The following is a 25,861-nucleotide window of genomic DNA, read 5'->3' on the forward strand; positions in this document are numbered from 1 at the left end:
ATGAACGCCACCCGTCGAACCAAAGCGATCCTGAGCCTGTCCAGCGCCATCGCAACGATTGCCCTGGCGCCGATGGCCCTGGCACAGAGCGATGCGGGGACTGCATCGCCAGCCACCGCTCTGCCGCAGGAGGAACCTGCCGCCGCCGACATCGTCGTCACCGGATTTCGCGCCAGCCTGAACAGCGCGCTGAACATCAAGCGCAACGAGACCGCATCGGTCGACGCGATCAAGGCGGAAGATATTGCCGAATTCCCTGACCTGAATCTGGCCGAATCGCTCCAGCGTATTCCCGGCGTCGCCATCAGCCGCGTGAACGGCGAAGGCCGCAACGTCACGGTGCGCGGCCTTGGCCCGGAATATACCCGCGTGCGCATCAACGGCATGGAAGCGATCGGCACGACCGGCGGCACCGACAATTCGGGCGGCGTCAATCGTGGTCGTGGCTTCGACTTCAACATTTTCTCGTCCGACCTGTTCAGCAACCTGTCAGTGCGCAAGACCGCGACGGCCGATGTGGAAGAAGGCTCGCTGGGCGGCGTCGTGGACCTGCAAACCGCACGTCCGCTTGATTACAAGAAGCCTACCGCCGTCCTGTCGGCGGCGGCCAGCTACAACGACCTGAGCGGCAAGACGACCCCGCGCCTGTCGGGACTGGTCGCGACCCAGACCGACGATGGCCGCTTCGGCGTGCTGCTGTCGGTCGCCTATGAAGAGCGCAAGATCGTCGAGGAAGGCGCGAACATCACCCGCTGGACCTATGGCGGGTTCAACGGCGGGTTTGCCCCGACATCGACCCTGCCCGGCAAGACAATCGCGCAGATCAACGACGCCAATCCCGGCACCGCCCTGTTCCATCCGCGTATTCCCGGCCTTGTCAGCTACGACATCGCGCAGAAGCGTCTGGGCGCGGCGGCATCTGTCCAGTTCAAGCCGACCGACCGCACCACCATTTCAATCGACAGCCTTTTTTCGCGGCTGGATGGCACCCGCAAGGAAGCCCAGCTCCAGGCGATCAGCTTCAGCCGGTCGGGCAGTGGCAAGCCACAGACAGTCATCCGCGACGGTACGGTCGATGGCGACAACAACATCATCACCGGTACGTTCGACAATGTCGATATGCGCTCGCAAGCCCGCTACGACGTGCTCAAGACCGAATTTTATCAGGTCAACGGATCGATCGACCAGCAACTGGGCGACCGGGTGAAGATCAACATCATGGGCGGCCACGCCAAGTCGGAGTTCAAAAACCCGATCCAGACCACGGTGACGATCGACGCAGTCAATACCGGCAATTTCCAATATGATTTCACCAGCCGTTTCCCGACCATCGCGCCGGGCGTGGATGTCGCCAATCCAGCGACCTGGAGCTTTGTCAACGGCACGTCGGAAGTGCGCATCCGGCCGCAGACAGTCGACAATGCCTTCACCACGGCCAAGGGCTTTGTCGAATGGGAAGCCAATGACATGGTGACCCTGAAAGCGGGTGCCGACTGGCGGAAGTTTGAATATGATTCGACCGAGCGTCGCCGCCTGTCGGGCGAAACGGTGGTCGCGCCGCTGACCGCTGCCGAACTGGCGAGCATGACCACCCTGTTCGACGGGTTCGGCAAGGGGCTGAACATCCCCACCGGCACGCCGACCGCATGGATCATTCCCAATCTGGCTGCCTTCATCAGTCAGGGCAATATTTACGGCAATCCGATCTATGCCACTGGCGGGGTCGAGAATGCGACCGCGCGCGGTTCCTATGTCACCGTGAAGGAAGAAGATCTCGGCATCTGGGGCATGACCCAGTTCAACCTGGCAAATGCGGGCCTGCCGATCCGCGGCGACCTGGGCATACGCTATGTCAAGACCGACCAGTTTTCGACCGGCTATGCCAGCCGGGGCACGGCAACCAATCTGGTAAGCGCGGATCGCACCTACAAGCGCTGGCTGCCCTCGATCAACCTAGTCGGCAATATCACCGACGACCTGCAGGTCCGCTTCGCGGCTGCCAAGACGCTGGCGCGCGCGGGCATCTCGTCGCTGACGCCCGGTGGCAACCTCAACGTGTCGGGTGGCAATCGCAGCTTCTCGTCCGGCAACCCCGATCTCAAGCCGACCTCATCGAAGAATCTCGACGTGTCGATCGAATGGTATCCGACGCAAGGGGCGATCTATGCGCTGGCCGCCTTCCGCAAGGATATCGGCACCTTTGTCCAGACGCTGAGCGTGGGTGTGCCCTATGCCAGCCTGGGCCTGCCCAATTCGCTGCTCGACGGCACCACCGCATCGCCCACCGACGTGTTCATCGTCAGCCAGCCGGTCAATTCTTCGGGCGGCATCCTGAAAGGGTTTGAAGTCAATATCCAGCAGCCCTTCAGCTTCCTGCCAGGTATCCTGTCCAATTTCGGCGTGCTGGCCAACTATACGTTCGTGAAGTCCGACATTGAGTATCTGACCGCCGCCAATGGCAGCACGTCGGTGACCGCGCCACTGGTCGGCCTGTCCCGGCACGCCGCCAACGCGACCCTCTATTATGAAACCAAGAAGTTCCAGATCCGCGGGTCTGTGGCCTATCGGTCGAAATATCTGACCGCCGTGCCGGGGACGGAGGGCAACGCCTATAATGGCACCAACCGCACCATCAACGTCGATGCGCAAGCCAGCTACAACATCACGGAAAAGATGAAGCTGAGCATCGAGGCGATCAACCTGACCGACACCAAGAACGACCAGTTTGTGGATGAAACCAATCGTCTGAACGTGTTGACCCACAGCGGTCGCCAGTTCAACTTCGGTATGCGCTACGCCTTCTAACCCGCCCTTCCTGAAAGCGGAGCGCCCTGATGGCCAGTTGCCCTGCACGGCAACTGGCCATTTTTTAATGGCGCGTCAGAAGCTCTTCTTCGCGGTGAGCGACCATTCGCGCGGCCGTCCGACCACACCGGTCACGACGCCAAAGCTGCCGACATTCTCCGCCTTGCCCGCATAATAATAGCTGTCGAGCAGGTTGGTGACGCCAAGGCTGAGCGACCAGTCCTTGTCCGGTCCCTGATAGGTCAGGCGCGCATTGACCAGATGGGGCGCGTTGATCTGGTTGAACGGGTTGTTGATGGCGTTGTAAAAATAGTTGGAACGCCAGGACCAGTCGATCCGCGGGGTCAGCGTGCCAGACCCACCCAGATCCGCTTCATATTGGATACCCGCCGACAGCTGCCATTTGCTGATGAAGGGCGCGATCATGTCCTTGGTCACCAGCGTCGCGGGGTTGGTGATCTTCCTATAGTCAAAGTCCAGATAACCGGCCGATGCGTCGATCGACAGGCCGTCGGTGGGATGGAGCGAGGCTTCCAGTTCCCAGCCGAACACGCGGGCGTCGCCCGCGTTGGACGGCACCGAGCAAGAGAATACCACGCTTTCCGGGCACTGATAGCGGACGAGCTGCATATCCTTGTAATCATTCAGGAACACAGCGCCGTTCAGGCGCACCATCCGGTCCATCAGATCGGCCTTGAATCCGGCTTCATAGGTGGTCAGCTTTTCCGGGCCGAATGTCTGCACCTGATCGGGCGCAGACGGGCGCGGATTGATGCCGCCGCCCTTGAAGCCGGTGGACACCTGTGCATAGGTCATCAACTGGTCGCTCCAGCGATAATTGACGCCCAGACGGTAATCGAGGCGGCTGCCCTTGAACGTGCCCGACAGGCCGTCCAGCCCCGCGAGAAGGAAATTGGGGGTGAAGAAAGCGCCGCTAGGCAGGGTGCCGTCAACATTTCGACGTGAATAGTCATAGGTTTTCTTGTCGTCGGTGTAGCGCAGGCCCGCAATCACGTTGAACGCATCACTGACATGGAATTCAGCATGGGCGAAGGCCGATGCGCTGCGATTTTTGACGACGTCGTCGACCAGGAAATCGAACAACAGCGTGGGGATGGCGCTGCGGCCGGTCAGCAGATCGGTCGCCTTGTAATAGAAGCCGCCAACGGTCAGGTCGACCACATCGTCGAAATTGGCGCTCAGGCGCAATTCCTGCGTGAATTGTTCATGGCCATAGTTGAACTGTTGCAACAGGATGGTGAGCGGCGCACCGTCGGCGTCGATCGCGCTGGTGCCGTCCGCCTTGCGATAGCCGGTGATCGACTTAAGCTTGAGCATGTCGGACAGGTCATAATCGATCGTTCCGGCAATGCCCCAGCTCTTCACAGAACTGGTCGGGTTGGCCGAAAAACCGCCGGGGGCAACCTGGGTCGGGATGCCGAACACCGTCGTAAAATTGCCGCCCGCGGCATAAGTGGCATAGGAGGTGTAGCTTTTGGACGCGGTGATGAAGCGGCTGTCAAACGGGATACCGGCGGTCGGATCCCCCGGCACATAACTGCGCACCCCAGGGTTGTTGGCGTAGAGCAATTTGGTCGCGACCGCTTCGCTATTATCCTTGGACACGTCGGCGACGATGTTGATTTCCAGCGGAGATCCGGCAGGCGCGTAACGCAGTGCGGCGCGCAGGGCCATGACGTCGATGCCGCCTTCGGTGCCTATCTGGCATCCCTTTTCATTGGTGCCGGTGGGCGCAATGCCCGATGCGGGATTGACGCAGCCATAGTCGAGCAGTTTCATATAGCCATCGACATTTTTCGACACGCCCGACACGCGCAGGAACAGGCTTTCGGTCAGCGGAATATTGGCGCTGCCGCGCAGTTCCAGCTTGTCATAGCTGCCATAGGTCGCCTCGATAAAGCCGCCCGCCGTCGCATCCGGCTTCTTGCTGAACAGCTTGACCGCGCCGCCGACGCTGTTCTTGCCCGCCAGCGTTCCCTGCGGCCCGCGCAGCACCTCGACCCGCTCCAGATCGGTCAGGTCCATCACCGCGCCATAGGTGGTGCCATAATAGATATCGTCGATATAGATGCCCACGCCCGGCTCCAGCGCAAAGCTGGAATCGAGCTGGCCCACGCCACGGATGAAGGCCGCGACCGAATTGCCCTGAAGGCTGGTCGCCGGGGCCAACGCCACGTTTGGGGCGAACTGGCCAAGATCGGTGACGCTGGTCTGGCTGCGCGCGGCTAGCGTTTCGCTCGACACAGCGGTGATCGCGATGGGCGTGTCCTGCAAATTCTGCGCGCGGAACTGGGCGGTGACGATGATGTCGGCGGGCTGGCCGGACTGATCGGCGGCCTGCGCAGGCGCGGTTGCGTCCTGTGCCAGGGCGGGCGTCGCGATCATCGCCGCCACCAGTGCCAGGCCGGCGGTGCTGCTGCTAAATGCGGTTTTCCAGATATGTGTCATATTTTTCCTCCCTATTGTCAGCCCGGAGGGCGCGGGGAGGACGACACTGGACCGCCCCAAGGGCGATACCGGTCCGGCGACGTTTATGCGCCTGCCTTTGCTGCCATCCTCTGATCCTGCTCGTCAGGCTGTTCTGCATTGCCAGTATTTTTTGGAGGGGGATGGGACCGTTACGGCCCCGACCCTCTCCAACATTAGATAACGATCGTTACTATTTGTCAAGCAGCGTCCGCAAGCTGCCTGGCCGACACCCAGGCACCATGGACCTGCGCCCGCATCGGCAATGGCATCGGTACACGAGCGATCGGCCCGGCAGCGATCGCGCCTGCCTCGACAACCCAGAGTTCCGACTTGAAGTCCGCCTCGCCAGCCTGCCTGTCGACGACCATCAGCAGCCAGCCATCATGCCCTTCCTGCACGGATGGCACATGGGCCGGTTCGCTGATTGCCATGCCCGGCTCCAGCCCCATCATGTCGATGCGACCATTGCCCGGCTCGATCCGAAGCAAGGCATTGAACGCGACGCCGACCGGGCCGCCCGGCAGCGGCGGGCCGCCCTGCGGGTTCATCGACAGATACCAGGCTGCCCGATAGGGCCGCCCCTGATCTGCATCGCGCAGGCGCGGCATGTCGCCGGGTGGCCCGACCACACGCTCCTCGAACGTCTCACCCTCCTTCGACAGGTCGAAGGTCCAGCGCGTCAGTCCGCCCTGAATGTCACGCTGGTCGCGGTGGATGCCGCCAGCTTCCCGCATGAAGCCGAACGCATTGGTGTCCGACAGGCAAAGGTCCAGATGGACGAAGCCATCCTCTTCATAAGCGTTGAGCAAGTGGAAAGCGGACACGCCCTTGCGCCCCTTGAACCAGCGCATCTCCTCCACCTTGCCATAGCGCGGCATGATACCGACCCAGCTTTCCAGATCCTGCTGGTGCGCCCAGTGCGCCTTGCCAGCTTTCAGCCGGTCGAGATCGGCTGTGGTCGGGAAGATCGGGAAAATCGCGTACTTTTGGGTGATCGCGAAATCATGGATGGTCGAGCAATAGGGTTGGTCGAACCATTGTTCGGAGATCAATTTGCCGTCGCGATCCGCGATCGCATAGGAAATCTTGGTCGAACATAATCCGTCGGCCTCATAGCCGAAGAAGAACATCTCGCCCGTTTCCGGATCGACGCGCGGATGGGCGGTAAAGGTTTGCGACCGGAGCGCGCCATAATAGTCCCAGCGCCCCAGCGTCTCCAGCGTGTTGGGATCGACCTGATAGCCCAGCCCATCTTCCTTGGTCATGAACAGCCGCCCGCCGTGCCAGACCGGTGTGGTATTGGCGACGGTGCGGTCCCGTCCGGCGACGCTGGCGTCGTCGGTGAAAGGGTTGCGATACTGGCCGAACAGGGCGCGCCGCGCATCCTTTTCCAGCTGATAGCGCTCGGTTTCGACATAGCGGATCGCATAATCGACCTTGCCGTCATGGATCGCGAATTTCGCGACCATGCCGTCGCCCGACAGCACGATATCATCGTCGAACATCGGCGGATGGGCAGGGTCGGGCACGGCGCGAAAGAAAGCGCCGTCAATCTCGGCAGGGATTGTGCCGATCACGTCCAGATTGCGCGCGGACCATTCAATGCCCACCGGTGTGTTCAACCCGACGAAATGGATGGTCTGGGGATAGCTTGGCATCGCCCTTGGTTCCTTATTCTCTCCTGAGCCTTATACTAACATTCGTTACTATTATTGCAAGCACAGAATGTATGCCGGGGCAACCTTTATGCCGCCTGCTGCGTGTTGCGGCGCAGGCTCTTGAGGACATGATCCGCGCCCTTGTCGCCGATCATGATCGCGGTCGCATTGGTATTGCCGGCGGGCAGCGATGGCATCACCGACGCATCGGCCACCCACAGCCCGTCCACGCCGATGACGCGCAGGTCGGCATCGACCACTGCGGCGGGATCGTCGCGATGCCCGATCCGTGCGGTTCCGACCGGATGATAGAGCGGGATCGACGCCATCTTCACATAGTCGCGCAATTGCGCCGCATCGGTCAGCGCCGCGCCGGGCCGCAGCTCGGTTTTCACATGGGCGGCGATGGATGACTGGCGGAGGATATCGCGGGCGATGCCGATGCCTTCGACGATCTGCTCTATGTCCAGCTCACTGTCGAGTTGCCGGTGCGCGATCACCGGCGGCGCGAGCGGATCGGCCGACCGCAGCGTGATCCGCCCGCGATGGCTGGGCCGCATCAACCCGACCAGCGTGGAAACGGACGGATTTTTCCGCAGCATCAACCGGCCACGCTCGTCAAAGTCGAAGGCGAAGGCGGCAAAGCTGATCTGAAGATTCGGCGCGGGCAGACCGGCCCGGCTTTTGACAAACGCCTGCGCATGACCGATCGCGGTGGTCAGCGCGCCGCGTTTCGCCAGAGCATAGCGCAGCACCTGCCAAGCCCCGCGCAACCCCTGCGCATCGCTGTTCAGCGTCGCGCCGTCGACTTCGTTGACGACATGGGTGCCGACATGATCCTGTAAATTGCGGCCGACGCCCGGCAGGTCGCGCACAACCTCTATGCCCATATCCGCCAGATGATCGGCCGGGCCGATACCCGACAGCATCAGCAGGCGCGGCGTATTCATCGCCCCTGCCGACAGCACCACGCCATGGCGCGCGCGCAATGTCTTTTCGACGCCGTCCTGACGATAGACGATCCCGACGGCGCGCTTGTCCTCGATCAGCAGCCGCAGCAATTGCGCTTCCAGCAGGATCGTCGGTGCCTTGCCCCCGCGCCTTTCGTGCAGATAGCCGCGCGCCGCCGAACAGCGGGTGCCATTGCGTTGCGACACCTGCACATAATCGACGCCCTCGGCCGTTTCGCCATTCAGGTCTGTCGAACGCGCGATGCCTGCCTGTTGCGCGGCCGCGACCCACTGATCGGTGATCGGGTAGCGCGCCCGTCCTTCCGACACGGCGATCGGCCCGCCAGTCCCGCGCCAGGCATCAGCCCCACGCTCATTATCTTCCATCCGCCGGAAATAGGGCAGCACCGACGCATAATCCCAACCGTCCGCGCCCATCGCCGCCCACTGGTCATAATCCCAGCGATGGCCGCGAATGAACATCATGCCGTTGAGCGCAGATCCCCCGCCCAGCAGCTTGCCCGCGGGCCAGATATCGGCCCGCCCGCCCAGCGACGGGTCGGGTTCGACCTGATAGCACCAGTCAAAATCCGGGTTCTGCACGATCGCGCTGGTCAGTGCAGGCACGCGCGAACGCATATGCCGGTCGGTCTTGCCCGCTTCGATCAGGGTGACGGCCAGCCCGGCCTCGGCCAGCCGCCCGGTCATCGCAGCCCCGGCCGATCCGCCGCCCACGACGATGATGTCGGTCATTTCCATGGATGATCCTAATAGTTGGACATGACGGCGATGCTGGGCGCATCGAGCGGTTTGCCCGCCGCCTTGAGCTTCGTCTCGCGCGTCCGCAATGCGCCTTGTTCGGCGATCAGCCAGGCGTGGATCGCATCAACATCCTGCACCGACAGCAGATCGTCCCAGCGCGGCATACCGCCCGGCAACAGCAGGCCATCACGCACGATCGCGCCGAACATCTCATGGGTCGCAGGCTGCATCCGCCGCAGGTCGGGCGCGGTCGATCGCAACTGGTTGCTGTGGCAGATGGCGCAATTCTGGAAGAACAGCCCCTGCCCCTGCGCGATCATCGCGGGGGTGACGCCCGGCTTTTGCGCGGGCGGTGCGGAGGCGACCTCCAGCGGCGGCAGCGGATCGGGCTTTTTGACTGGCCCGCCATCCAGCTTGAACACCAGCAGGCGGTTGGCATTGCCATAGCGATAGGCCGCAGCATAGTCTGGCACATAGCTCCAGCCGCCACCGCCAAAGCCGGTCGCGACCGCGACATATTGCACGCCCTTGACCCGATAGGTCATCGGCGCGGCCATGATCGAGCTGCCGGTGTCTATCTCTTTCAGCAACTTGCCGGTGTCGGCGTCCCGCACCGTCAGCTTGCCGCCGATCGTGCCGTGAAACACCAGTCCCGAAGCGGTGGCCAGAGTTCCCATCCGGTCCTGCCACCCCTGCGTCGGCACGGCCCATTTCGCCTTGCCGGTCAGCGGGTCGATCGCGCGCAGCTCGGAACTATAGGGCTTGTCCTTCACCCATTGCATTTCGGGCAGTTTTTCCACCTGATCGCGGATCGCAGCGGGCAGCGTCGGCAGCACCTGTTGCAACATCGGCGTGAAGATCAGGGTCGTCTGGACATTGAGCGCCCTGGCACGGCGGGCTTGTTCAGGCGTGCCGGGCGGCGGGCCGAACATGAGGTTGCCCATGTCCAGTACATGCGCAAAATAGAGTTTGCGCGTCGGATCATAGGCGGCGGGATACCAGTTGCGCGCGCCCGCCGAGGCTGGATAGACGATGCGCGGCCCGTTCCAGTAATCGACATTTTCGGGCGCCATCTGCGCAATGCCGTCCTTGTCGAATCCCTTGGTCCAGTTGGTGCGAACGAGCGGATTGATCCGCAGCGGCTTGCCGGTTTCGCGGTCGATCACGAACAGATAGCCGTTCTTGGGCGAATGGAGGATGGCGGGGCGGACCTTTCCGTCCACCTCGACATCGGCCAGCACCATCGGCTGGGTCGCGGTAAAATCCCAGCTGTCGCCGGGCGTTTCCTGATAATGCCATTTGACTCCACCGGTCTTGCGATCGAGCGCGACGATGGAGGAGAGATAGAGATTGGTCCCGCCCTTGGGCGAGCGCGTCTTTATCGCATAGGGTCCGCCATTACCGACACCGATATAGACAGTGTCGAAGGCGGGATCATAGTTGATCGCATCCCACACCGTGCCGCCGCCGCCAATGTCCCAGCGGCTGTCCTTGTCCCAGCTTTTGAGCGCGGCATCGAGCGCCGGGTTTTCCTGTGGCCCCGCTGCAGGATCATGCGGCACCGTGAAGAAGCGCCACGCCTGTTTGCCATCGGCGATGCGATAGGCGGTGACATAGCCACGCGTGTCATATTCCGCGCCGGCATTGCCGATGATGACCAGATCGCCCGCGACTTCGGGCGCGCCCGTGCTTGTGTAGCCGCGTGTGTGATCCGTGACCGTATCGACCTTCCACAGGATCGCGCCGCTTTTGGCATCCAGCACATAAAGCATCCCGTCGAGCGCGCCGACCATCACCTTGCCGTCGACCACGGCCACGCCGCGATTGGCCTGGTCGCAACAGGCCGAACGGTTGGCCTGCATGTCCACTTCCGGCTCGAAGGTCCAGAGCGACGCACCGGTCGCGGCGTCCAGCGCATAAACCCGGCCGAGATTGCCGCTGGTGTACATCACGCCATCGACCACCACCGGCGTGGCTTCCTGTATGCGATTGGTGCCCAGATCATGCGACCAGGCGAGGCCCAGCCGCGCGATATTGCCCGCGTCGATATCGGTCAGCCGCGAAAAATGGCTGCCGCCGACATCACCGCCGGTGAAGGGCCAGTCGTCGCCTGCCCCGCCTTTGTCACCCGCCGCACAACCCGCCAGCGCGAGCAAAGCCAGAATCGCGCCTCTCACAGCGGCCAGCTCCCCTTGTGCGCCAGCATCACATCGTGCAGCGATTTGGGCTTCTGACCCGTGATCCATTCGACGCAATCGGTCGCTTGGGCAAAATAGCCTTCGCGGATCGACTGGCCGAAAGTGACCATATCATCACTCGACCAGGGGATCGGGCCATCAGGTGCGATGTCGGACGCATGGCGGGGGATGCCGAGCGAATCGAAATAGGCAAACATGGCGTCGTCATCGACCGGTTCGACGACGATCGGCTTGCCTGCGATGTCGCTGGCCATCGCCATCGCCTGCGGGATGGTGATGAGGTCAGGACCGGTCAGGGTGTAGGCCTTGTTCTCATGTCCGTCCTGCGTCAGCACGCCTACGGCGGTGGCGACGCAATCGTCGCGGCTGACGAAGGCGACCGGGCCGTCGGCGCAATTGTCCGGCTTGGTCCCGGCGATCAGCGCGGGGATGACCATCGCCGCGGCAACTGCTTCGGCATATTGGCTGTCGCGCAGATGGGTCCAGGCAGCGCCCGATGCCTCGATGATTTCCTCGGTCGCGCGATGGTCATATTTGACGATGGCGGGATTGCCCGGTTCGTCGGCGGCGATGATCGAGGTGTAGACGATATGGCGGACGCCCTGCGCGACCGCAGCCTCTACCGCGTTGCGATGCTGGCCGACGCGGGTGCCGACGCGGGCGGTGCTGATCAAGAGCATCCGTTCGCCGCCTGCCATGGCGGCAGGGAGGGTCGCTGCGGCGCGGCCAAATGCGCCGGAAGCCCCTGAAATGATGATCTTTCCCATGCACCCTCTCGCCTGCCTTGCTTATCCCTAGTTGCGTATAATAGTAACGAATGTTATTGTTGCGTCAAGAGAGCGAAAACAGGAGAGTGACCGTCATGCCAGGCCTGCCCATCGAGGACCGGATAGCGCTACAGGATCTGATCGCCGCCTATAGTTGGGCGCTGGATACCGGCGATGTCGATGCGCTGGTCGCCTGCTTCACGCCCGACGCGCGTATGGTGGAGGAGGTGTTCGACGAACCCGATATCTGGGAAGGGCATGAGGGGATTCGCGGGATTGCCGAACATTATCGCAACGCGCCGGGCTTTCCGGGTCGCCAGCATCATGTGACGCAGGTTCAATATATGCCGCAGGAGGATGGCAGCTGCACCATGCGGTCCTTCGCCTTCGTGACCGAGTGCGATGGCGAACCACCCTATTTGCTGCGCTTTGCGGGCTGGTATGACGATCATGCGGTCAAGGGCGATGACGGGCAATGGCGTTTCCGCCGCCGCACCGTGCGGCTGTGGGACGGCGCAGTGCTGAGCAAATTCCCCGGCCGGGGCGAGTGGGTGCCGCGCAAGCGACCGGATTCGCTGATTATCAGGCGGTAACGGGTCGATCGGCCCTAGGCCACCCTGGCGATCGAACGACAGCCCCCGATCCCTCCCCTGAAGGGGAGAGGCGATTTTTCAGCGGGAGCGGACGAGTACCCAGCTGAGCGCCGGTTCCGCCGCTCCTGTGGCCAGCACGACTTCGCATTGCTCTATCCCGCCCAGCGCCAATTCGGCAAAGGCTTCGGGCCAGCGGGTGCCTGCCAGCCGGGCCAGCGTGCCGATGGTCGCGCCATCGGGCGCGCAGATCGGCACCATCACGCCCACGGCGCGGTGCAGGACCAGCGCGACGCGGCGATAGCCTGCTTCTGCCGCAATCTCGCCGATCAGCAGTTCATCGCTGCGCCGGGTGATGCCGAACAGCGCGCTGGGTTCGTCGGTCAGCAGACCGCGCACCTGCCGCACCCGGTCGCCCTCCAGCGCCAGCGACGCAGCCCCCAGCGCACCCGCCCGCGCGGCAAAGCGCTGTCCTGCGCCAAGGCCGGGATCATGCAGCAGTAACGCCCCGCCGGTCCGCGCAGCCATCGCGCCGCCCGATCCTGCCAGAGCGGACGCCACCGCAGCGCTCGCCAGAAAGCCGCGCCGTGTCACGATGGTCATTGCCCCGCCTCCCCGGCCCGCGCCAGATGCCGGGCGATCAGGTCCATGTCCGCATCGCTCACTTCGCCGCGTGGGATGGCAGGCATGTTGCCGATACCCATACGCGCGGCCTGCACGACATAATCGACCGTCAGGTCGGTGCGCTTTTCGAGCAGCGGTTGCTCCGTCCGGCGCGCCAGCAGTCCGGTCCCCATCCCGCCCGGCCCGTGGCACATGGCGCATTTTTCCAGATAAAGCCGTTCGCCCGGCCCCGCTTTGGGCCGGGACGACAGGGTTTCAGGGGCGGGCAGTGGTGGCGGTCCCTTCGCCGCCTGCGCGGGTGTCGGCGCGCTTTCGCTTGCCCGGCCGCACGCTGCCCCGGCCAGCACCAAGGCGGAGGCCGCCAAGACCATCCATCCCCGCCGCATCATGCCCGGCCTCCTGCCATGCGGGTGGGCCAGATGCCGCTCTTGCCCGGCGCGATCACGCCGTTCGGATCGAGCGCATCCTTCACCTTGCGGTTGAGTTGCCAGAGCGCGCCCTTGTTGAAATCATAGGTGCCTGCGACCGCATCCATATAGTCGAGATGGGTGCGATATTCGCCATAGCCCTGGGCCTTAGCATCGGCGATCAGTTGCTTGAGGAAGGGATCGACCCGGCCCATCAGCGCGGGATCATCCTTGTTGATCAGCACCGCATTGACGTTGATGAGATGGCGTTCGCCAAAGGCGAAGCTGGCCTGATAATCCATGCCATACTCCTTGTAGCGGGCATAGGTGCGCTGGAACTGCGCCATCGCCGCCGCGCCCGATTGCGGCAGGATGGGCGAGAAGCCGACATGGCCGCCGCGCCCGCCATGCCAGTTGGCATTTTGCATCGGCATGGTCAGCGGCGTGCCGGTCCAGCCGCTCGCCTCCATCGGTTCGCCCGCCTTCCATGTCGTCGGGCGCAGCGCCATGGGTTTCAATGCGCCCATCGCCTGTTCCAGCACCGCATAGGCAGCCTTGTTCACCGATTCGCGACCGTAGAGGCGCAGGCTCACCCCCCACCAGCCGACATTGAATTTCTTGCGGATCGCCGCGATCACATCGTCGGCGAGCGCACCGGGCTTGTCGGTCCACTGGTCCCGCGTCGTCACCACGGCGGCGGCGCGCAACCAGTTGCCGATGGTCGGCGATTGCTGCAACAGCCCTTCGCGTCGCAACGGGGCGATGGCGTCGATCAGCGGCCCCAAATCCTCCGGCCGGTCAAATTCCAGATCCATGCCCATCAGCGATTCGGGCGCGGGCATCAGCCACAGGCCCATTTTGGTGACGATGCCGAAATTGGACTGGACGAACATCTGGTCCCAACTGGGACCAAAGCCGAAGCGATAGAGCTGCCAGGTCGGCGCGCCGTCCAGAGCGCCCATACCGGTGCGCACGACGAGGCCGTCAGCCATCACCGCCTCTATGCCGCAGATGCGAGTCGCATGTTCGCCATAGGGAGTGTAGCCCACGCCCCGGTCCAGCGCATTGCCGACCACCGACCCCCAGCTATTGCCCGGCACCGACAGCCAATGCTTCATGCCCTTGGACTTGAGGAAATCGTATAGATCGTAGAAGCCGACGCCCGGTTCCAGCAGCACCGTCCCGTTCGCTTCGTCATAGTCGATTTTCTTCATGCGGCTCATGTCGAGGACGACAGATCCCGCCAGCAGCGGGGCGGAGCCGCCATAGCCCAGATTCTTGCCCCGGCTGATCGGCCACAGCGACAGGCCGCGTTCCGCCGCGACCCGGACGATGGCCTGCACCTGCTCTACCGTCGCTGGCGCGACCGCACCGACGGGATGATGCAGCGCATCGTCGATGGCGAACTTGTCCTGATAGGAAAGCTGGTCCGCTTCATCGAAAAACACATGATCCTGGCCGACGATCGCGGCGAAGGCGCGGCCTGCTGCAGCGATTGCCGTCTTGTCCTGTTCAACCATCCCGCCTCGCTCCGTCGATCATGCCGACGTTTTAATAACGATCGTTATCATCTAACGCCGTGGGGCGGTTGTCAAGCCAGCGGCGGCCCGCGCCATGTGCGGCCATCATATAATTTGCTTGCCAATTCCGTTGACGGCATTGTATCCCTAGCATACATATTCGGTGAGGCCGCCCCCGGCCCGCCTGTCACAAGACCAGCCAGGGAGTAGGATGATGGAAAACGAAAAAGACGTGGTGTCGGTGCATGTCGAGGACCGGATCGCCTGGGTGAATTTCGCCCGTCCCGCCAAGCGCAACGCGATGAGCCCGACGCTCAACCGGCGCATGATGGAGGTGCTGGACGAGCTGGAATTTCGCGACGATGTCGGCGTTCTGGTGCTGAGCGGCGAAGGCACCGCCTGGTCGGCGGGCATGGATTTGAAGGAATATTTCCGCGAGACCGAGGCTGACGGCCTGCGCGGCGTGCGCAAGTCGCAGCGTGAAAGCTATGGCTGGTTCCGCCGCCTGCGCTGGTTCCAGAAGCCGACCATCGCCATGGTCAATGGCTGGTGCTTTGGCGGCGGTTTTGGTCCGCTTTTCGCCTGTGATCTGGCCATCTGCGCCGATGAAGCGCAGTTCGGGCTGTCCGAAATCAACTGGGGCATATTGCCTGGCGGCGGCGTGACCAAGGTGGTGGTCGACCTGCTTCCCATGCGCGACGCGATGTGGCTGACGCTGACCGGAGACCTGATCGATGGCCAGCAGGCGTCGGCGATGCGGCTGGTCAATGAAAGCGTGCCGCTCGACCAGTTGAAGGACCGCACCCGCGCGGTGGCCGACAAGCTGCTGGCGAAAAATCCGGTCGCGCTCAAATTCGCCAAGGATGCCGTCCGTCGCGTCAACACCATGACCTATGACGAGGCCGAGGATTATCTGGTGCGGATGCAGGAAGCAGCCAATTTCCACGACAAGACCGAAGGTCGCAAAGAAGGCATCCGCCAGTTCATCGACGAGAAGAGTTACAAGCCGGGTCTGGGCAGCTATGACCTGTCCAAGACAAAGGCCGACAGCGAGGCCTGATTCCCGCGTCCCTCTGACAGGTGCCGGATGCGTTCCGGCGCCTGTTTTTTCATATCCGCGATATATCCATATCCGCGAAACTGTGGCAGGATGCTCCAAAACAGGAGGATATCCATGCCCATTGCCACCACCCATGTCGGCAGCCTGCCGCGCGGCGACGCGCTGACGCCGCTGCTGCTGGCCCGCGACAAGGGCGAGCCTTATGACGCGGTGGCGTTCGATACATTGGTGCAGGCGGCCGTGTCGGAGGCCGTGACGGCGCAGATCGAGGCGGGCGTGTCGATCGTCAGCGATGGCGAATTGGGCAAGGTCGGCTACTCCACCTATATGATCGAGCGGCTATCGGGGTTTGGCGGGCATACCGACCGACGCCCCGCCGCCGATCTAGCGCCGCTGCCGGAGCTGCGGCAAAAGCTGGCGGCGATCATGGGCAGTCAGGATTTCACCCGCGCGTCCTGCATCGGCCCGGTGCGGAAGGTAACGCTGGACCCGCTGCATGACGATATTCGCCGGTTCAAGACGGCGCTGGCACCGCATGGGAACGGCGTGCGGGCGTTCATGAATGCCGCTTCGCCGGGGCTGATCACCGCGTTCCAGGTCAATCGCCATTATCCCAGCCATGAAGCCTATCTCGCCGATCTGGTCGATGCGATGCGCGAGGAATATGAGACGATCGTAGCGGCGGGGTTCGACCTGCAACTCGATTGCCCGGATTTGGCGATGTCGCGGCACACTGGCTATCAGGAGGCAAGCGAAGAGGAGTTTCTGAAGATCGCGGCGGCCAATGTCGAGGCATTGAATGCCGCGACCGCCAATATTCCGCCCGAACGGATGCGGATGCATATTTGCTGGGGCAATTATGAAGGCCCGCACGATCATGACATTCCGCTGGAGAAGGTGATCGACATCATCCTGCCCGCGCGGCCGGCCACCGTGCTGTTCGAGGGGGCCAATCCCTGCCATGAGCATGAGTGGACGGTGTGGCGCGATGCGGCCATTCCCGATCACAAGATATTGGCGCCCGGCTTGATCGACACCTGTTCCAACTATGTCGAGCATCCTGAACTGATCGCCCAGCGGATCGAGCGCTTTGCGCGGATCGTTGGCAAAGAGCGGGTGATCGGCAGCACCGATTGCGGGTTCGGCACCTTTGCGGGCTATGGCAAGATCGACCCGGCGGTCACTTGGAAGAAGCTCCGGTCGCTGCGCGCGGGCGCTGATCTGGCGGACGCGCGACTGTGACGGCGCAGGAGCGGCGCGCCATCGAGGCGGATTGCGCCCGGCTGGTGGCGCTCTATGCCAATTTGAACGACGCAGGCGACTGGCAGGGGGTGGCCGATCTCTACGCGCCGGACGGGCGAATGGCACGGCCAACGGCGCCCGATGAGTGGGTGCAGGGGCGCGAGGCGATGCTGGCGGCTTTCCTTGCCCGACCGGCGCGGGTGACGCGGCATATCTGTTCCAATGTCGTGATCGACGTGGTGAGCGCGACCGAGGCCGTGGGGGAAAGCGCGATGCTGTTGTTCACGGGCGATAGCGCGCCTAAGGTCGGGTCGTTTCACGACCGCTTCATCCTGAGCGCGGCGGGATGGCGCTTTGCCGAACGGCGGGGCAGCCTGATTTTCCAGGGGAGCTAGCAGCCCATGAATGGCACCACGCCGTCCACCGTCAAATCGGCGATGCGGACGATCGACATCATCGAATATGTCGTCGCGCGGCCCGCTGGCGTGGTGGCGCAGGAGATTGCGGCCGGCCTGACCATTCCGGTCAGCAGCCTGTCCTATCTGCTCGCGACGCTGGTGGAGCGGCATTATCTGGCGCGGGAGGGGCGGCGCTATCTGCCCGGCCCGGCGCTGGCCCGGCTGGCGTCGCCGCGCATGGCGCTGTCGCTGGCGGACAAGGTGCGGCCGCTGGTCAAATCGCTGCGGACCCAGACCAATGAAACGGCATCCTTCTTCGTGCGCGACGGGTGGCAGCTGGAGGCGATCGTCACCGAAACGGCGGAACAGTCGCTGCGCTATTCGATCAGCGTGGGGACGCGGATTCCGATGCACAGCCTGGCGGCGGGCAAGGCGTTGCTGGCGACGCTGGCCGATAGCGAGATCGACGCCTATTTCGCGCAGGTCGCGCTGGAGCCGTTCACGCCGCAGAGCGTGACCGATGAGGGGGCGTTGCGGGCGGAACTTGCCGCGATCCGCGCGTCGGGCGTGGGGCGCACGAGGGAGGAATATACGCCGGGCATTTGTGGCCTGGGCATAGCGGCGATGGTCGATGGCGTCGCAGTGGGTGCCTTTTCAGTCGCCATTCCCCTGCCCCGCTTCACAGCGGAACTGGAAGCGCGCGCGGTGGCGCGGCTGGAGCAGGCGGTCGGACTGTTCGCGGCGGCCGAGGTGCCTGCTGAGTAGCGGCGTGGCGGCAGTGGCATGCGGCTATAAGTGAATTGCGGACAGTCGGCTTTCTTAACCCCCACCCGCAGGCGGGAGGCGCGGCCAAACCTGCCCCCCAAACGAAAACGGGGGACGCCTTTCGGTGTCCCCCGTTCCTCCCGCTCAGAGAGTCTGATCAGGCTTTCTTGGTGCGCCAGCCGTCGGCGTAATTGTCGCGGGCGGCTTCCGAATAGGGGACCGAGGAGACGATCGCCTTGATTTCGGTCTGGACGTGGGGTTCGACGGTCGGTTTGGAGGTGCCGCCATTGGGTTCGCCCCACAGCAGGGTCACTTCGGTGCCGGGTTCGGCGAACTCGGCATCGACCATCGCCAGCGCCAGGAAGCGGCCGGCGTTGATGGTGTAGCCGATCCAGGTGGACAGGCCGATGGTCTTGCCGTCCTTCAGCACCGCGTCATAGGGGTGCATACAATAGACCGCGCTGGGGAATTCGAGGAACTTGGCCTTGTCGCCGGTCTGGAGCATCGAGCTCATGACGCGGACGATATCCTCATTGTCGAGGGCCAGCGTCACCTTCTGGCGGTGCGGCTTGTCCTTGACCTTTTCCAGCGCTTCGCGGCCGATAAAGTCATGGTCGAACTTGACCATGATGCCATAGCCCAGCTCCCACGGGTTGAGGTAATAATCCTCGATATTGTCGGAGACGAAGCTGCCGCCGAGCGAGCACATGCCCTCATAGGATTTGGCGGGCAGCCATTCGCGGAACGCCTTGGAGCCTTCGCCGGTATAGGTGGCGGGCAGCGGCGATGGGATCCAGCCGGATTCCAGCGTGTTCGACGAATAGGTGCGGCCGCCGCAGAGCGTCAGGCCAAAATCCTTGCCCGCTTCGATCAGCGCGTTGCGGACGGTGTCATAATCCTTCCAGGGACCAAACAGCTCGTAACCGGGCTGGCCGGCCATGCCGTGACGCAGCGCGCGCACTTCGACGCCCGCGATCATGATCGGCGCCATGTGGAAGAATTTGAGGTCCGGCGGGGTCTGGCCCATCGCCTTTTCCAGCACGGGCATGGCGTTTGGCCCCTGCAGCTGGAAGCGATAGTTGCGGCGATAGCCCTGCTGGTCGAGCGGGCGGGCGGCGGTGCGTTCGTCGCGTTCGACCTTCACGTCCCACTTGCCGGTCGAGGCCCAATATTCGACCCATTCGATGGAAGGCGCGCGGCCGACCAGCTCGAACTTTTCTTCTTCGAGATAGAAGAGGATGACGTCGCCGATGACGAAGCCTTCGGGGGTGACGGGCGCGAACTGCTTGGCGCGGTTGGGCACGAAGCCCTTGAAGCTGTTGGGGGCGAGATAGGACAGCATGTCGAATGCGCCGGGACCGGTGACGAGCAGATCGACCATGTGGAAGCTCTGGTTGAACAGGACCGAGCTTTCCGCCCAGCTGCGCTGTTCGTCGCGCCAGTTGCTATATTCGCCCGGCACGCCCGGATAGGCATTGGGGCCGACCTGCTGGTTGCGCAGGAATTCAACGATGTCGCCCTTTTCATCGAGCAGTTGTTGCAGGGACTTGTCAGTCATTCAAACCTCTCCTTTGGCATGATAAGAAATGTTACGGAAATCGGGTGTGGCGGGCATGGCGAGCCATTCCCCCACCAGCCTGTTAAACGCCTGTGGCGCTTCGGCGGGCATCATATGGCCCGCGCCTTCGACGACGCGCAGCTGCGCGCCGGGAATCGCTGCGACGATCGCTTCATGCTGGGCAACCGGGGACCATTGGTCCTGCCGACCGACCATGGCGAGCGTGGGACAAGCGATGGTTGGCAGCAGTGCATCGACCGACGGGCGGTTGAGCAGCGCTTCAATCTGCGCCTCGAACGTCGAAAGTCCCGCCGAGACGGCCATGGTGTAGAGGCTGTCCATCAGCGCTTCATTGCGCAGACCCGCAAAGCCGACCATCGGCGGCAGCCAGTCGGCGACCAGCGCGGCCATGCTCTGCTCGCGGCCAATATCGCGCAGCGCGTAGCGCGCTTCGCGTTCGCCAGGCCTGGGGCTGTGAACGCCGGTATCGACCAGCGCGAGTCGCTCAACCCGGTCGGGCGCCTTGCGCAATAGCTCCAGCGCGACGCGCGCGCCCATGGAATGAACGAGCAGCGATACCCGCGCGGGCATCCGGGCCAGCGCATAGTCGGCCATCGCCTCTATCCGGTCGCACCCGGCGTAAAAGCCGTCGATCACCTGGGCGGCGGGGAAAGCATCGACCAGATCGGCAAACATGCGCGAATCGCACATCAACCCCGGAAGGATGATGAGCGGCGCGGCTTTGCTGCCCTGATCGGATGTTTTCGTATCCATGAAGTTTTCATCTATACGAATGTTTACGGATAGGCTAGGGGAAAAATGCGCCGGGGAGAGGCACGCCGCTTTCTCACGCGGGCCACCCCTGATCGAACGCTACCGGGAGAGAGTCATGAGCTTGCCGTCGATCCATCCGAACTGGGATTTGCCGCCAAAGGGCATGACCGATGGCTATTCGCTGGAAATCACGGCGAAAGACATTGACGCGCTGAGCGAGGCCGCGCCCGCCATGGCGCCTGAAACCCCGGTCGCCGTCACCTTCCTGCCCGGCGAATCGCTGGAGGCGCGAATCGAGGCGGCGCGCACGGTCCGGGCGCTGGGTTTTGAACCGATGCCGCATTTTTCCGCGCGCCGTCTGGAGTCGGGCGATGATTTCGAGGCCTATCTGGCCGCCGTGGTGCGCGAGGCAGGTGTCACCCGCTGCTTCATCATCGCGGGCGATCCGCCCGAAGCCGCTGGTCCCTATACAGACAGCATGTCGCTGATCCGTACCGGGGCGTTTGAGCGGGCGGGGATCAGGGCGATCGGCATTGGCGGCCATCCCGAAGGCCATCCCAATATGACGCCCGACCAGTGTTACGACATATTGATCGCCAAATGTACGGAAATCGAAGCGCGCGGCATGGCCCCGCTGATCGTCACCCAATTCAGTTTCGACGCAGCGCCAGTGCTGGCCTGGCTGGCAGAATTGCGCGCGCGCGGCATTGTTGCCCCGGTGCGGATCGGTATTCCCGGACCAGCGGGGATCAAGACGCTGATGCGCTTTGCCGCGCGCTGCGGCGTGGGGGCGTCGGCGTCGGTGCTGACCAAATATGGCATTTCGATCACCAAGCTGATCGGCACCGCTGGTCCCGACAAGCTGGTCGATGCCCTTGGCAAAGGGCTGGGAAGCCAGCATGGCAAGGTGCGATTGCATTTCTATCCATTTGGCGGCCTCGCCCGGACCGTCGAATGGATCAACGATTATACGAAAAGCCGCTAAAGGCGGCGCGACTTGAGCGGAGAAGCGATGTGACCGAGATTTGCACCCTGACCCTGCAATGCGACGACCGGCCCGGCCTGGTGGCCGATGTCGCCGGCTTTTTGGCGCAGCAGGGCGGCAATATTACCGATGCCCAGCAGTTTAACGACAAGCTGACCGACCGTTTCTTCATGCGGGTGGAATTTGAGGCGGCGGACGACAGCGTCGACGGGCTGCGCGCGGCCTTCACCAATGTGGCGCAGAAGCGCGGCATGGAATGGAGCCTGCGCCGCCGCAGCGAGCGACAGAAAGTGCTGCTGCTGGTCAGCAAGTTCGACCATTGTCTGGGCGACCTGCTGTATCGCTGGCGCATCGGCGAGCTGGACATGGATGTGGTGGGCATCATCTGCAACCATCCGCGCGAGGCGCTGACCATATCGCTGATCGGCGACGTGCCGTTCCACCATCTGCCCGTGACCAAGGACACGAAGGCCGAGCAGGAAGCGCAGATCAAGGCGATCGTTGACGAAACCGGTGCGGACCTGATCGTGCTGGCGCGATACATGCAGATTTTGAGCGACGATCTGGCCGGGTTCGTGTCCGGCCGGTGCATCAATATCCACCATAGTTTCCTGCCCGGCTTCAAGGGAGCCAAGCCCTATCATCAGGCGCATGAACGCGGGGTCAAGATGATCGGCGCGACGGCGCATTATGTGACCGCGGACCTGGATGAAGGCCCGATCATCCATCAGGATGTCGAGGCCATCGGCCATGCCGATACGCCCGATGACCTGGTGCGCAAGGGCCGCGATATCGAACGGCGGGTGCTGGCGACAGCGGTGCAGCATCATTTGCAGGGTCGGGTGTTCCTGAACGGCGCGCGTACCGTCGTTTTCAAGGCCTGACCATGGCGCAGATCATTGACGGGCGCGCGATGGCGCGCGCCCTGTCGGACGAAACCGCCGCGCGGGTGGCGGCGCTGGTCGAACGGACCGGCCAGCCACCCGCGCTGGCGGTGGTGCTGGTCGGCGACGATCCGGCAAGCCATGTCTATGTGCGGCGCAAGATCAGCGAATGTCGGCGCGTGGGGATTACCTCTATCGAACATCGCCTGCCCGCCCATTGCCCGCAGGCAGAGTTGCTGGCGCTGATCGACGCGCTGAACGCGGACGCGGCGGTGCATGGCATCTTGATCCAGCTGCCCCTGCCCGCCGGGATCGACGCGGCGCTGGTGCTGGACCGGATCGACCCGGCCAAGGATGTGGATGGATTTCACCCGGTCAATGTCGGGCGATTATCCACCGGGACCGGCGGGCTGGTGCCCTGCACGCCGCTGGGGATCATGAAGCTGCTCGACAGCGTGATCGACGATTATCGCGGGTTGAACGCGGTCGTCATCGGCAAGTCCAATATTGTGGGCAAGCCAGTGGCCATGCTGTTGCTGGAGCGGGAGGCGACGGTGACGGTCACCCATATCGAAACGCTGCACCTGCCCGACATTGCGCGCAAGGCCGACATCATCGTTGCCGCCGCAGGCGCGCCGCATCTGGTGCGCGGCTATTGGGTCCGGCCCGGCGCGATCGTGATCGACGTCGGTATCAATCGCGTTACCCAGGCCGACAATAGCACGCATATTATCGGCGATTGCGCTACCCATGAACTGGACCATGCCAAGGCGGTGACGCCGGTGCCGGGCGGGGTTGGCCCGATGACCATCGCCTGCCTGCTGAGCAACACCGTGCTGGCGGCCGAAAGGAACCAAGATGCCTGAGACGATCTGCACCACCCGCGTGAAGGTGCGCGACCTGCCCTTGCTGGCCGACATCGGCATCAACCCCGACGAGATCGGCCGTCGCCAGCCGCTGGTCATCTCGGTTGATCTGGCGCTGTCCGCCGACCGGGTGGACGGGATTGGCGATACGGTCGATTATCGCAAGGTCGCACAGGCAGCCGAGGATCTGGCATTGGTCCATATCCCGCTGATCGAGACATTCGCGCAGAAGTTGGGCGAGCGCTGCCTGGAATTTGCCTGCGTGGTCGAGGCACGGATCTGTGTGGACAAGCCGTTCGCGCTGACGCGGGGGCTGGCGGGGGTCGAGGTGACGGTGCGGCGGGGGTAACGTCACCTTGCAATCCCCCCTGTGGGGAGGATGACCTGGCTGCGTGTTTTGACGTTAATTTTCGTCCGAAGGCCGGATGCGTGAGGCTAGCAGAACCAGCGCGGCAATGCCTGATCCCAGCGCCAGCAGCAGCGAGGTCGTGCCCCGCCCTGCCCCTGCCGCGAGTAGTTGACCCGCCGCGAACGGGCCAAAAGCCGCACCGAAACGGCCGAAGCCGATGACCGCGCCGGTGCCGGTCGCGCGCAGGGTGGTGGGATAGACATTGGCGATGAGCGCATAAAGGCCGACCACCGAACCGTTGGACAGGAAGCCCAGGATGAAGGCGGCAAGCTGAAGCACGACCAGTTGGGGCGGCACTGCGCCAAAAACCGCGACTGCCGCCGCGGCACCGGCCAGACTGAAGATGACGAGCGGACGCAGGCCAAGGCGCGGCGAGAGCAGGCCAAGGGTCAGGCCACCGATCGCGCCGCCTGAATTCATGAACACCGATACGATCGTCGCCTGCGACGGATCGAAACCCAGCGCCACGACCAGCGAGGGCGCCCAGCCGAGTGCGTAGTAAAAGGTCATCATATGCAGACCGTACGCGGCTAAAGCCGCAGAAATGGGAAAAAGTGCAGCAAAATCAATAAGTGAGGCACTCCAGTCCTTCGGGAGTTTGGGTGCTGTCGATGGCCACCTGGTCCCCAGAAATGCCAATATTTCCGGGACTTTGCCCGACAGTTTTGGTACGTCTGATGGCCATATGGTCCCCAAGCGGCTCTTGCCCGGGAACCGGGCCTATCTCGATGGTAATCTGGTTCGCCGGAAGCTCCCTTCTGCGCTCGCCGATTACGACATCTGGGATACCGAACTCGCAGGCTTCGGAATGCGCGTTCGCCTTTCTGGCAAGCGCTACTGGTTTGTCCGCCTTCGCCAGCGTGGGCGGCATCGCAGGGTGTCGCTTGGCCGGGTTGATGAGGTTGAAGCCCTGACAGCGCGAGGAGAGGCGCGGAAGCTGCTGGCCGAAGTGGCACTCGACGGATTGCCCCGGCGCGTCGCCGCAAAAATCGCACCGATCCTGTCGGATTATGCCGACGAATTCTGGACAGATTACTCCAGCCACTGGAAGCCAAGTACGCAGAAGCGCAATCAGAGCGCCCTGAAGCTCGACATCCTGCCCGTGTTCGGGTCGATGCGGCTTGATCTAATTGGTCGCGCCGAAATCACGCGCTGGCGTGACAGTTACGCAAACGGCCGCGAATCCAAATATAATCGGGCGGTTCCGGTCCTTGGTGCGATGTTCAAATATGCAGAGCAGCTGGGGTACACGCGCAAGGGCTCAAACCCTTGCCGGGGGATGCCCGGCTTCAAGCCAAACAAGAAGGAGCGCTTTCTAAGCCCGCAGGAATTCCGCCGGATCGCCCGGCAGCTCGACGCCGAAGAAGCTGAACGTCCGATCCTTGTCGCCATCGTGAGGCTGCTGATTTTTACCGGCGCGCGGATAAGCGAAATCCGCGACCTCGAATGGGACTGGGTGCAACTGCCCCGGTTGATGTTGCCCGACAGCAAGACCGGGGCGAAGACCATCTGGCTCAATAGTCAGGCTCTTCGCATCTTCGAGAGAATTCCGCGAGAGGAGGGTGTCGTCTTCGTCTTTCCGAACAAAACCGGAGAGCGACCGATGGCGCTCGAACCGTGGTGGTATGCGTTTCGCCGCCGATGCGCGTTGCCCGACATACGGGTCCATGATCTTCGCCACAGCTTCGCGTCCGTTGCCATTCGCGAGAAGGTCCCGCTAGCCACTGTTGGGCGCTTGCTGGGCCACGCCCTGCCTGAGACGACCGCCCGCTATGCACATTTGGCGGACGACACGATCGCCGACGCCGCTCAGCGAGTGTCCGGCGGTCTCGCTGACACCTTGGGGCTGACGGTATGACCAGCCTCTCCCTCAAGCAGATCGTCGAAAAGGCACTGGCCGAAATCGGCGTCAGCCCCAAGTGGGCGCAAAAGCCCAAAGGCAAGGCGCGAACGACGACTTGGATCGCCGTTGAAAACGGATTTGGCATTCGCCACTACGCCAGCGGGCGGCATGTCTACATTTGTAGAGGGCGGTGACAAACCAGGCCAATGGAACGCCAGCGATTTGCTGAGCGTGGCGGTTTAAAAACCAGCCATTGGATAGGTTGCTCCTTTTAAGGGGGGTGGCCGGGGATGTTTGCCGTGGAGA

The 25,861-nt window shown here is 63.1% G+C and carries 23 protein-coding genes; 12 read left to right on the forward strand and 11 right to left on the reverse strand.

Features of this window, described 5'->3' with window-relative positions; all coding sequences use genetic code 11:
* Complete coding sequence (locus tag KRZ98_RS12015; RefSeq protein WP_217673768.1) at positions 1–2,805, forward strand: TonB-dependent receptor; 2,805 nt, start codon at positions 1–3, stop codon at positions 2,803–2,805.
* Between the two features lie 75 nt (positions 2,806–2,880).
* Here KRZ98_RS12015 and KRZ98_RS12020 read toward each other — a convergent pair whose 3' ends face one another.
* From KRZ98_RS12020 to KRZ98_RS12040, 5 genes are all read right to left on the reverse strand, one after another.
* Positions 2,881–5,274, reverse strand: a complete 2,394-nt coding sequence (locus KRZ98_RS12020) for a TonB-dependent receptor (protein WP_217673769.1) — start codon at positions 5,272–5,274, stop codon at positions 2,881–2,883.
* Positions 5,275–5,492: 218 nt separating this feature from the next.
* Positions 5,493–6,953, reverse strand: a complete 1,461-nt coding sequence (locus KRZ98_RS12025) for a carotenoid oxygenase family protein (protein WP_217673770.1) — start codon at positions 6,951–6,953, stop codon at positions 5,493–5,495.
* Positions 6,954–7,039: 86 nt separating this feature from the next.
* The gene (locus KRZ98_RS12030; protein ID WP_217673771.1) at positions 7,040–8,662 is read right to left on the reverse strand and encodes a GMC family oxidoreductase; all 1,623 of its coding nucleotides are present in this window, start codon (positions 8,660–8,662) and stop codon (positions 7,040–7,042) included.
* An 8-nt stretch (positions 8,663–8,670) separates the two neighbouring features.
* The gene (locus KRZ98_RS12035; RefSeq protein ID WP_217673772.1) at positions 8,671–10,842 is read right to left on the reverse strand and encodes a PQQ-dependent dehydrogenase, methanol/ethanol family; all 2,172 of its coding nucleotides are present in this window, start codon (positions 10,840–10,842) and stop codon (positions 8,671–8,673) included.
* Positions 10,839–11,630, reverse strand: coding sequence for an NAD(P)H-binding protein (locus KRZ98_RS12040; protein WP_217673773.1), 792 nt, complete (start codon positions 11,628–11,630; stop codon positions 10,839–10,841). Before KRZ98_RS12040 ends, KRZ98_RS12035 begins: the two co-directional genes overlap by 4 nt.
* A gap of 95 nt (positions 11,631–11,725) precedes the next feature.
* Here KRZ98_RS12040 and KRZ98_RS12045 point away from each other — a divergent pair, with 95 nt between their 5' ends.
* Positions 11,726–12,223, forward strand: a complete 498-nt coding sequence (locus KRZ98_RS12045) for a nuclear transport factor 2 family protein (protein WP_217673774.1) — start codon at positions 11,726–11,728, stop codon at positions 12,221–12,223.
* A gap of 78 nt (positions 12,224–12,301) precedes the next feature.
* Here the strand turns inward: KRZ98_RS12045 and KRZ98_RS12050 are convergent, their stop codons facing one another.
* The 3 genes from KRZ98_RS12050 to KRZ98_RS12060 are packed head-to-tail and all read right to left on the reverse strand — an operon-like array spanning position 12,302 to position 14,771.
* The gene (locus KRZ98_RS12050; protein WP_217673775.1) at positions 12,302–12,823 is read right to left on the reverse strand and encodes a hypothetical protein; all 522 of its coding nucleotides are present in this window, start codon (positions 12,821–12,823) and stop codon (positions 12,302–12,304) included.
* The gene (locus tag KRZ98_RS12055; RefSeq protein WP_217673776.1) at positions 12,820–13,233 is read right to left on the reverse strand and encodes a cytochrome c; all 414 of its coding nucleotides are present in this window, start codon (positions 13,231–13,233) and stop codon (positions 12,820–12,822) included. The genes KRZ98_RS12050 and KRZ98_RS12055 overlap by 4 nt, the downstream gene beginning before the upstream one ends.
* Positions 13,230–14,771 carry an FAD-binding oxidoreductase gene (locus tag KRZ98_RS12060; protein ID WP_217673777.1) on the reverse strand — a complete coding sequence of 514 codons (1,542 nt, stop codon included), beginning with the start codon at positions 14,769–14,771 and terminating at the stop codon, positions 13,230–13,232. Before KRZ98_RS12060 ends, KRZ98_RS12055 begins: the two co-directional genes overlap by 4 nt.
* A 211-nt stretch (positions 14,772–14,982) precedes the next feature.
* Between KRZ98_RS12060 and KRZ98_RS12065 the strand changes: the two genes are divergently transcribed.
* From KRZ98_RS12065 to KRZ98_RS12080, 4 genes are all read left to right on the forward strand, one after another.
* The gene (locus tag KRZ98_RS12065) at positions 14,983–15,831 is read left to right on the forward strand and encodes a p-hydroxycinnamoyl CoA hydratase/lyase (protein WP_217673778.1); all 849 of its coding nucleotides are present in this window, start codon (positions 14,983–14,985) and stop codon (positions 15,829–15,831) included.
* Between the two features lie 114 nt (positions 15,832–15,945).
* Positions 15,946–17,073 carry a cobalamin-independent methionine synthase II family protein gene (locus KRZ98_RS12070; protein WP_217673779.1) on the forward strand — a complete coding sequence of 376 codons (1,128 nt, stop codon included), beginning with the start codon at positions 15,946–15,948 and terminating at the stop codon, positions 17,071–17,073.
* Positions 17,070–17,468, forward strand: coding sequence for a nuclear transport factor 2 family protein (locus KRZ98_RS12075; RefSeq protein ID WP_217673780.1), 399 nt, complete (start codon positions 17,070–17,072; stop codon positions 17,466–17,468). Before KRZ98_RS12070 ends, KRZ98_RS12075 begins: the two co-directional genes overlap by 4 nt.
* Before the next feature lie 6 nt (positions 17,469–17,474).
* A complete protein-coding gene (locus tag KRZ98_RS12080) occupies positions 17,475–18,236 on the forward strand; it encodes an IclR family transcriptional regulator (RefSeq protein WP_006960177.1) in 762 nt (253 codons plus the stop codon).
* A 157-nt stretch (positions 18,237–18,393) separates the two neighbouring features.
* On the opposite strand, the gene KRZ98_RS12085 is transcribed toward KRZ98_RS12080, so the two are convergent.
* Positions 18,394–19,794, reverse strand: a complete 1,401-nt coding sequence (locus KRZ98_RS12085) for a glycine cleavage T C-terminal barrel domain-containing protein (RefSeq protein WP_217673781.1) — start codon at positions 19,792–19,794, stop codon at positions 18,394–18,396.
* Complete coding sequence (locus KRZ98_RS12090) at positions 19,795–20,568, reverse strand: alpha/beta fold hydrolase (RefSeq protein WP_217673782.1); 774 nt, start codon at positions 20,566–20,568, stop codon at positions 19,795–19,797.
* A gap of 115 nt (positions 20,569–20,683) precedes the next feature.
* On the opposite strand from KRZ98_RS12090, the gene KRZ98_RS12095 reads away from it, so the two are divergent.
* The 4 genes from KRZ98_RS12095 to KRZ98_RS12110 are packed head-to-tail and all read left to right on the forward strand — an operon-like array spanning position 20,684 to position 23,652.
* Positions 20,684–21,553 (forward strand): methylenetetrahydrofolate reductase, encoded by an 870-nt coding sequence (locus tag KRZ98_RS12095; RefSeq protein WP_217673783.1) that lies wholly within the window; start codon positions 20,684–20,686, stop codon positions 21,551–21,553.
* A gap of 29 nt (positions 21,554–21,582) precedes the next feature.
* Complete coding sequence (purU, locus tag KRZ98_RS12100) at positions 21,583–22,437, forward strand: formyltetrahydrofolate deformylase (protein WP_006960185.1); 855 nt, start codon at positions 21,583–21,585, stop codon at positions 22,435–22,437.
* A gap of 2 nt (positions 22,438–22,439) precedes the next feature.
* Positions 22,440–23,303 carry a bifunctional methylenetetrahydrofolate dehydrogenase/methenyltetrahydrofolate cyclohydrolase gene (locus KRZ98_RS12105; RefSeq protein ID WP_006960187.1) on the forward strand — a complete coding sequence of 288 codons (864 nt, stop codon included), beginning with the start codon at positions 22,440–22,442 and terminating at the stop codon, positions 23,301–23,303.
* Positions 23,296–23,652 (forward strand): dihydroneopterin aldolase, encoded by a 357-nt coding sequence (locus KRZ98_RS12110; RefSeq protein ID WP_006960188.1) that lies wholly within the window; start codon positions 23,296–23,298, stop codon positions 23,650–23,652. The genes KRZ98_RS12105 and KRZ98_RS12110 overlap by 8 nt, the downstream gene beginning before the upstream one ends.
* A gap of 54 nt (positions 23,653–23,706) precedes the next feature.
* Here the strand turns inward: KRZ98_RS12110 and KRZ98_RS12115 are convergent, their stop codons facing one another.
* A complete protein-coding gene (locus KRZ98_RS12115) occupies positions 23,707–24,408 on the reverse strand; it encodes an MFS transporter (protein WP_368389815.1) in 702 nt (233 codons plus the stop codon).
* 7 nt (positions 24,409–24,415) lie between these two features.
* Between KRZ98_RS12115 and KRZ98_RS12120 the strand changes: the two genes are divergently transcribed.
* Together KRZ98_RS12120 and KRZ98_RS12125 are read left to right on the forward strand one after the other, a co-directional pair.
* Entirely contained in the window at positions 24,416–25,570 is a 1,155-nt protein-coding gene (locus tag KRZ98_RS12120; RefSeq protein ID WP_254798295.1) for a tyrosine-type recombinase/integrase, read from the forward strand.
* Positions 25,567–25,749 (forward strand): hypothetical protein, encoded by a 183-nt coding sequence (locus tag KRZ98_RS12125; RefSeq protein ID WP_217673785.1) that lies wholly within the window; start codon positions 25,567–25,569, stop codon positions 25,747–25,749. Before KRZ98_RS12120 ends, KRZ98_RS12125 begins: the two co-directional genes overlap by 4 nt.
* The last annotated feature ends 112 nt before the right edge of the window (positions 25,750–25,861 follow it).

It is taken from the genome of Sphingobium sp. AS12, assembly GCF_019097845.1.
Taxonomy (GTDB): domain Bacteria; phylum Pseudomonadota; class Alphaproteobacteria; order Sphingomonadales; family Sphingomonadaceae; genus Sphingobium.

Excerpts from the sequence above, each read along its gene's own strand:
- KRZ98_RS12095 (WP_217673783.1), top strand. The coding sequence starts at position 20,684 with ATGAGCTTGCCGTCGATCCATCCGAACTGGGATTTGCCGCCAAAGGGC.
- KRZ98_RS12085 (WP_217673781.1), bottom strand. The coding sequence starts at position 19,794 with ATGACTGACAAGTCCCTGCAACAACTGCTCGATGAAAAGGGCGACATC.
- KRZ98_RS12040 (WP_217673773.1), bottom strand. The coding sequence starts at position 11,630 with ATGGGAAAGATCATCATTTCAGGGGCTTCCGGCGCATTTGGCCGCGCC.
- KRZ98_RS12070 (WP_217673779.1), top strand. The coding sequence starts at position 15,946 with ATGCCCATTGCCACCACCCATGTCGGCAGCCTGCCGCGCGGCGACGCG.
- KRZ98_RS12060 (WP_217673777.1), bottom strand. The coding sequence starts at position 14,771 with ATGGTTGAACAGGACAAGACGGCAATCGCTGCAGCAGGCCGCGCCTTC.
- KRZ98_RS12030 (WP_217673771.1), bottom strand. The coding sequence starts at position 8,662 with ATGGAAATGACCGACATCATCGTCGTGGGCGGCGGATCGGCCGGGGCT.
- KRZ98_RS12020 (WP_217673769.1), bottom strand. The coding sequence starts at position 5,274 with ATGACACATATCTGGAAAACCGCATTTAGCAGCAGCACCGCCGGCCTG.
- KRZ98_RS12105 (WP_006960187.1), top strand. The coding sequence starts at position 22,440 with ATGGCGCAGATCATTGACGGGCGCGCGATGGCGCGCGCCCTGTCGGAC.
- KRZ98_RS12025 (WP_217673770.1), bottom strand. The coding sequence starts at position 6,953 with ATGCCAAGCTATCCCCAGACCATCCATTTCGTCGGGTTGAACACACCG.
- KRZ98_RS12065 (WP_217673778.1), top strand. The coding sequence starts at position 14,983 with ATGATGGAAAACGAAAAAGACGTGGTGTCGGTGCATGTCGAGGACCGG.
- KRZ98_RS12050 (WP_217673775.1), bottom strand. The coding sequence starts at position 12,823 with ATGACCATCGTGACACGGCGCGGCTTTCTGGCGAGCGCTGCGGTGGCG.
- KRZ98_RS12055 (WP_217673776.1), bottom strand. The coding sequence starts at position 13,233 with ATGATGCGGCGGGGATGGATGGTCTTGGCGGCCTCCGCCTTGGTGCTG.
- KRZ98_RS12015 (WP_217673768.1), top strand. The coding sequence starts at position 1 with ATGAACGCCACCCGTCGAACCAAAGCGATCCTGAGCCTGTCCAGCGCC.
- KRZ98_RS12045 (WP_217673774.1), top strand. The coding sequence starts at position 11,726 with ATGCCAGGCCTGCCCATCGAGGACCGGATAGCGCTACAGGATCTGATC.
- KRZ98_RS12125 (WP_217673785.1), top strand. The coding sequence starts at position 25,567 with ATGACCAGCCTCTCCCTCAAGCAGATCGTCGAAAAGGCACTGGCCGAA.
- KRZ98_RS12090 (WP_217673782.1), bottom strand. The coding sequence starts at position 20,568 with ATGGATACGAAAACATCCGATCAGGGCAGCAAAGCCGCGCCGCTCATC.
- KRZ98_RS12080 (WP_006960177.1), top strand. The coding sequence starts at position 17,475 with ATGAATGGCACCACGCCGTCCACCGTCAAATCGGCGATGCGGACGATC.
- KRZ98_RS12110 (WP_006960188.1), top strand. The coding sequence starts at position 23,296 with ATGCCTGAGACGATCTGCACCACCCGCGTGAAGGTGCGCGACCTGCCC.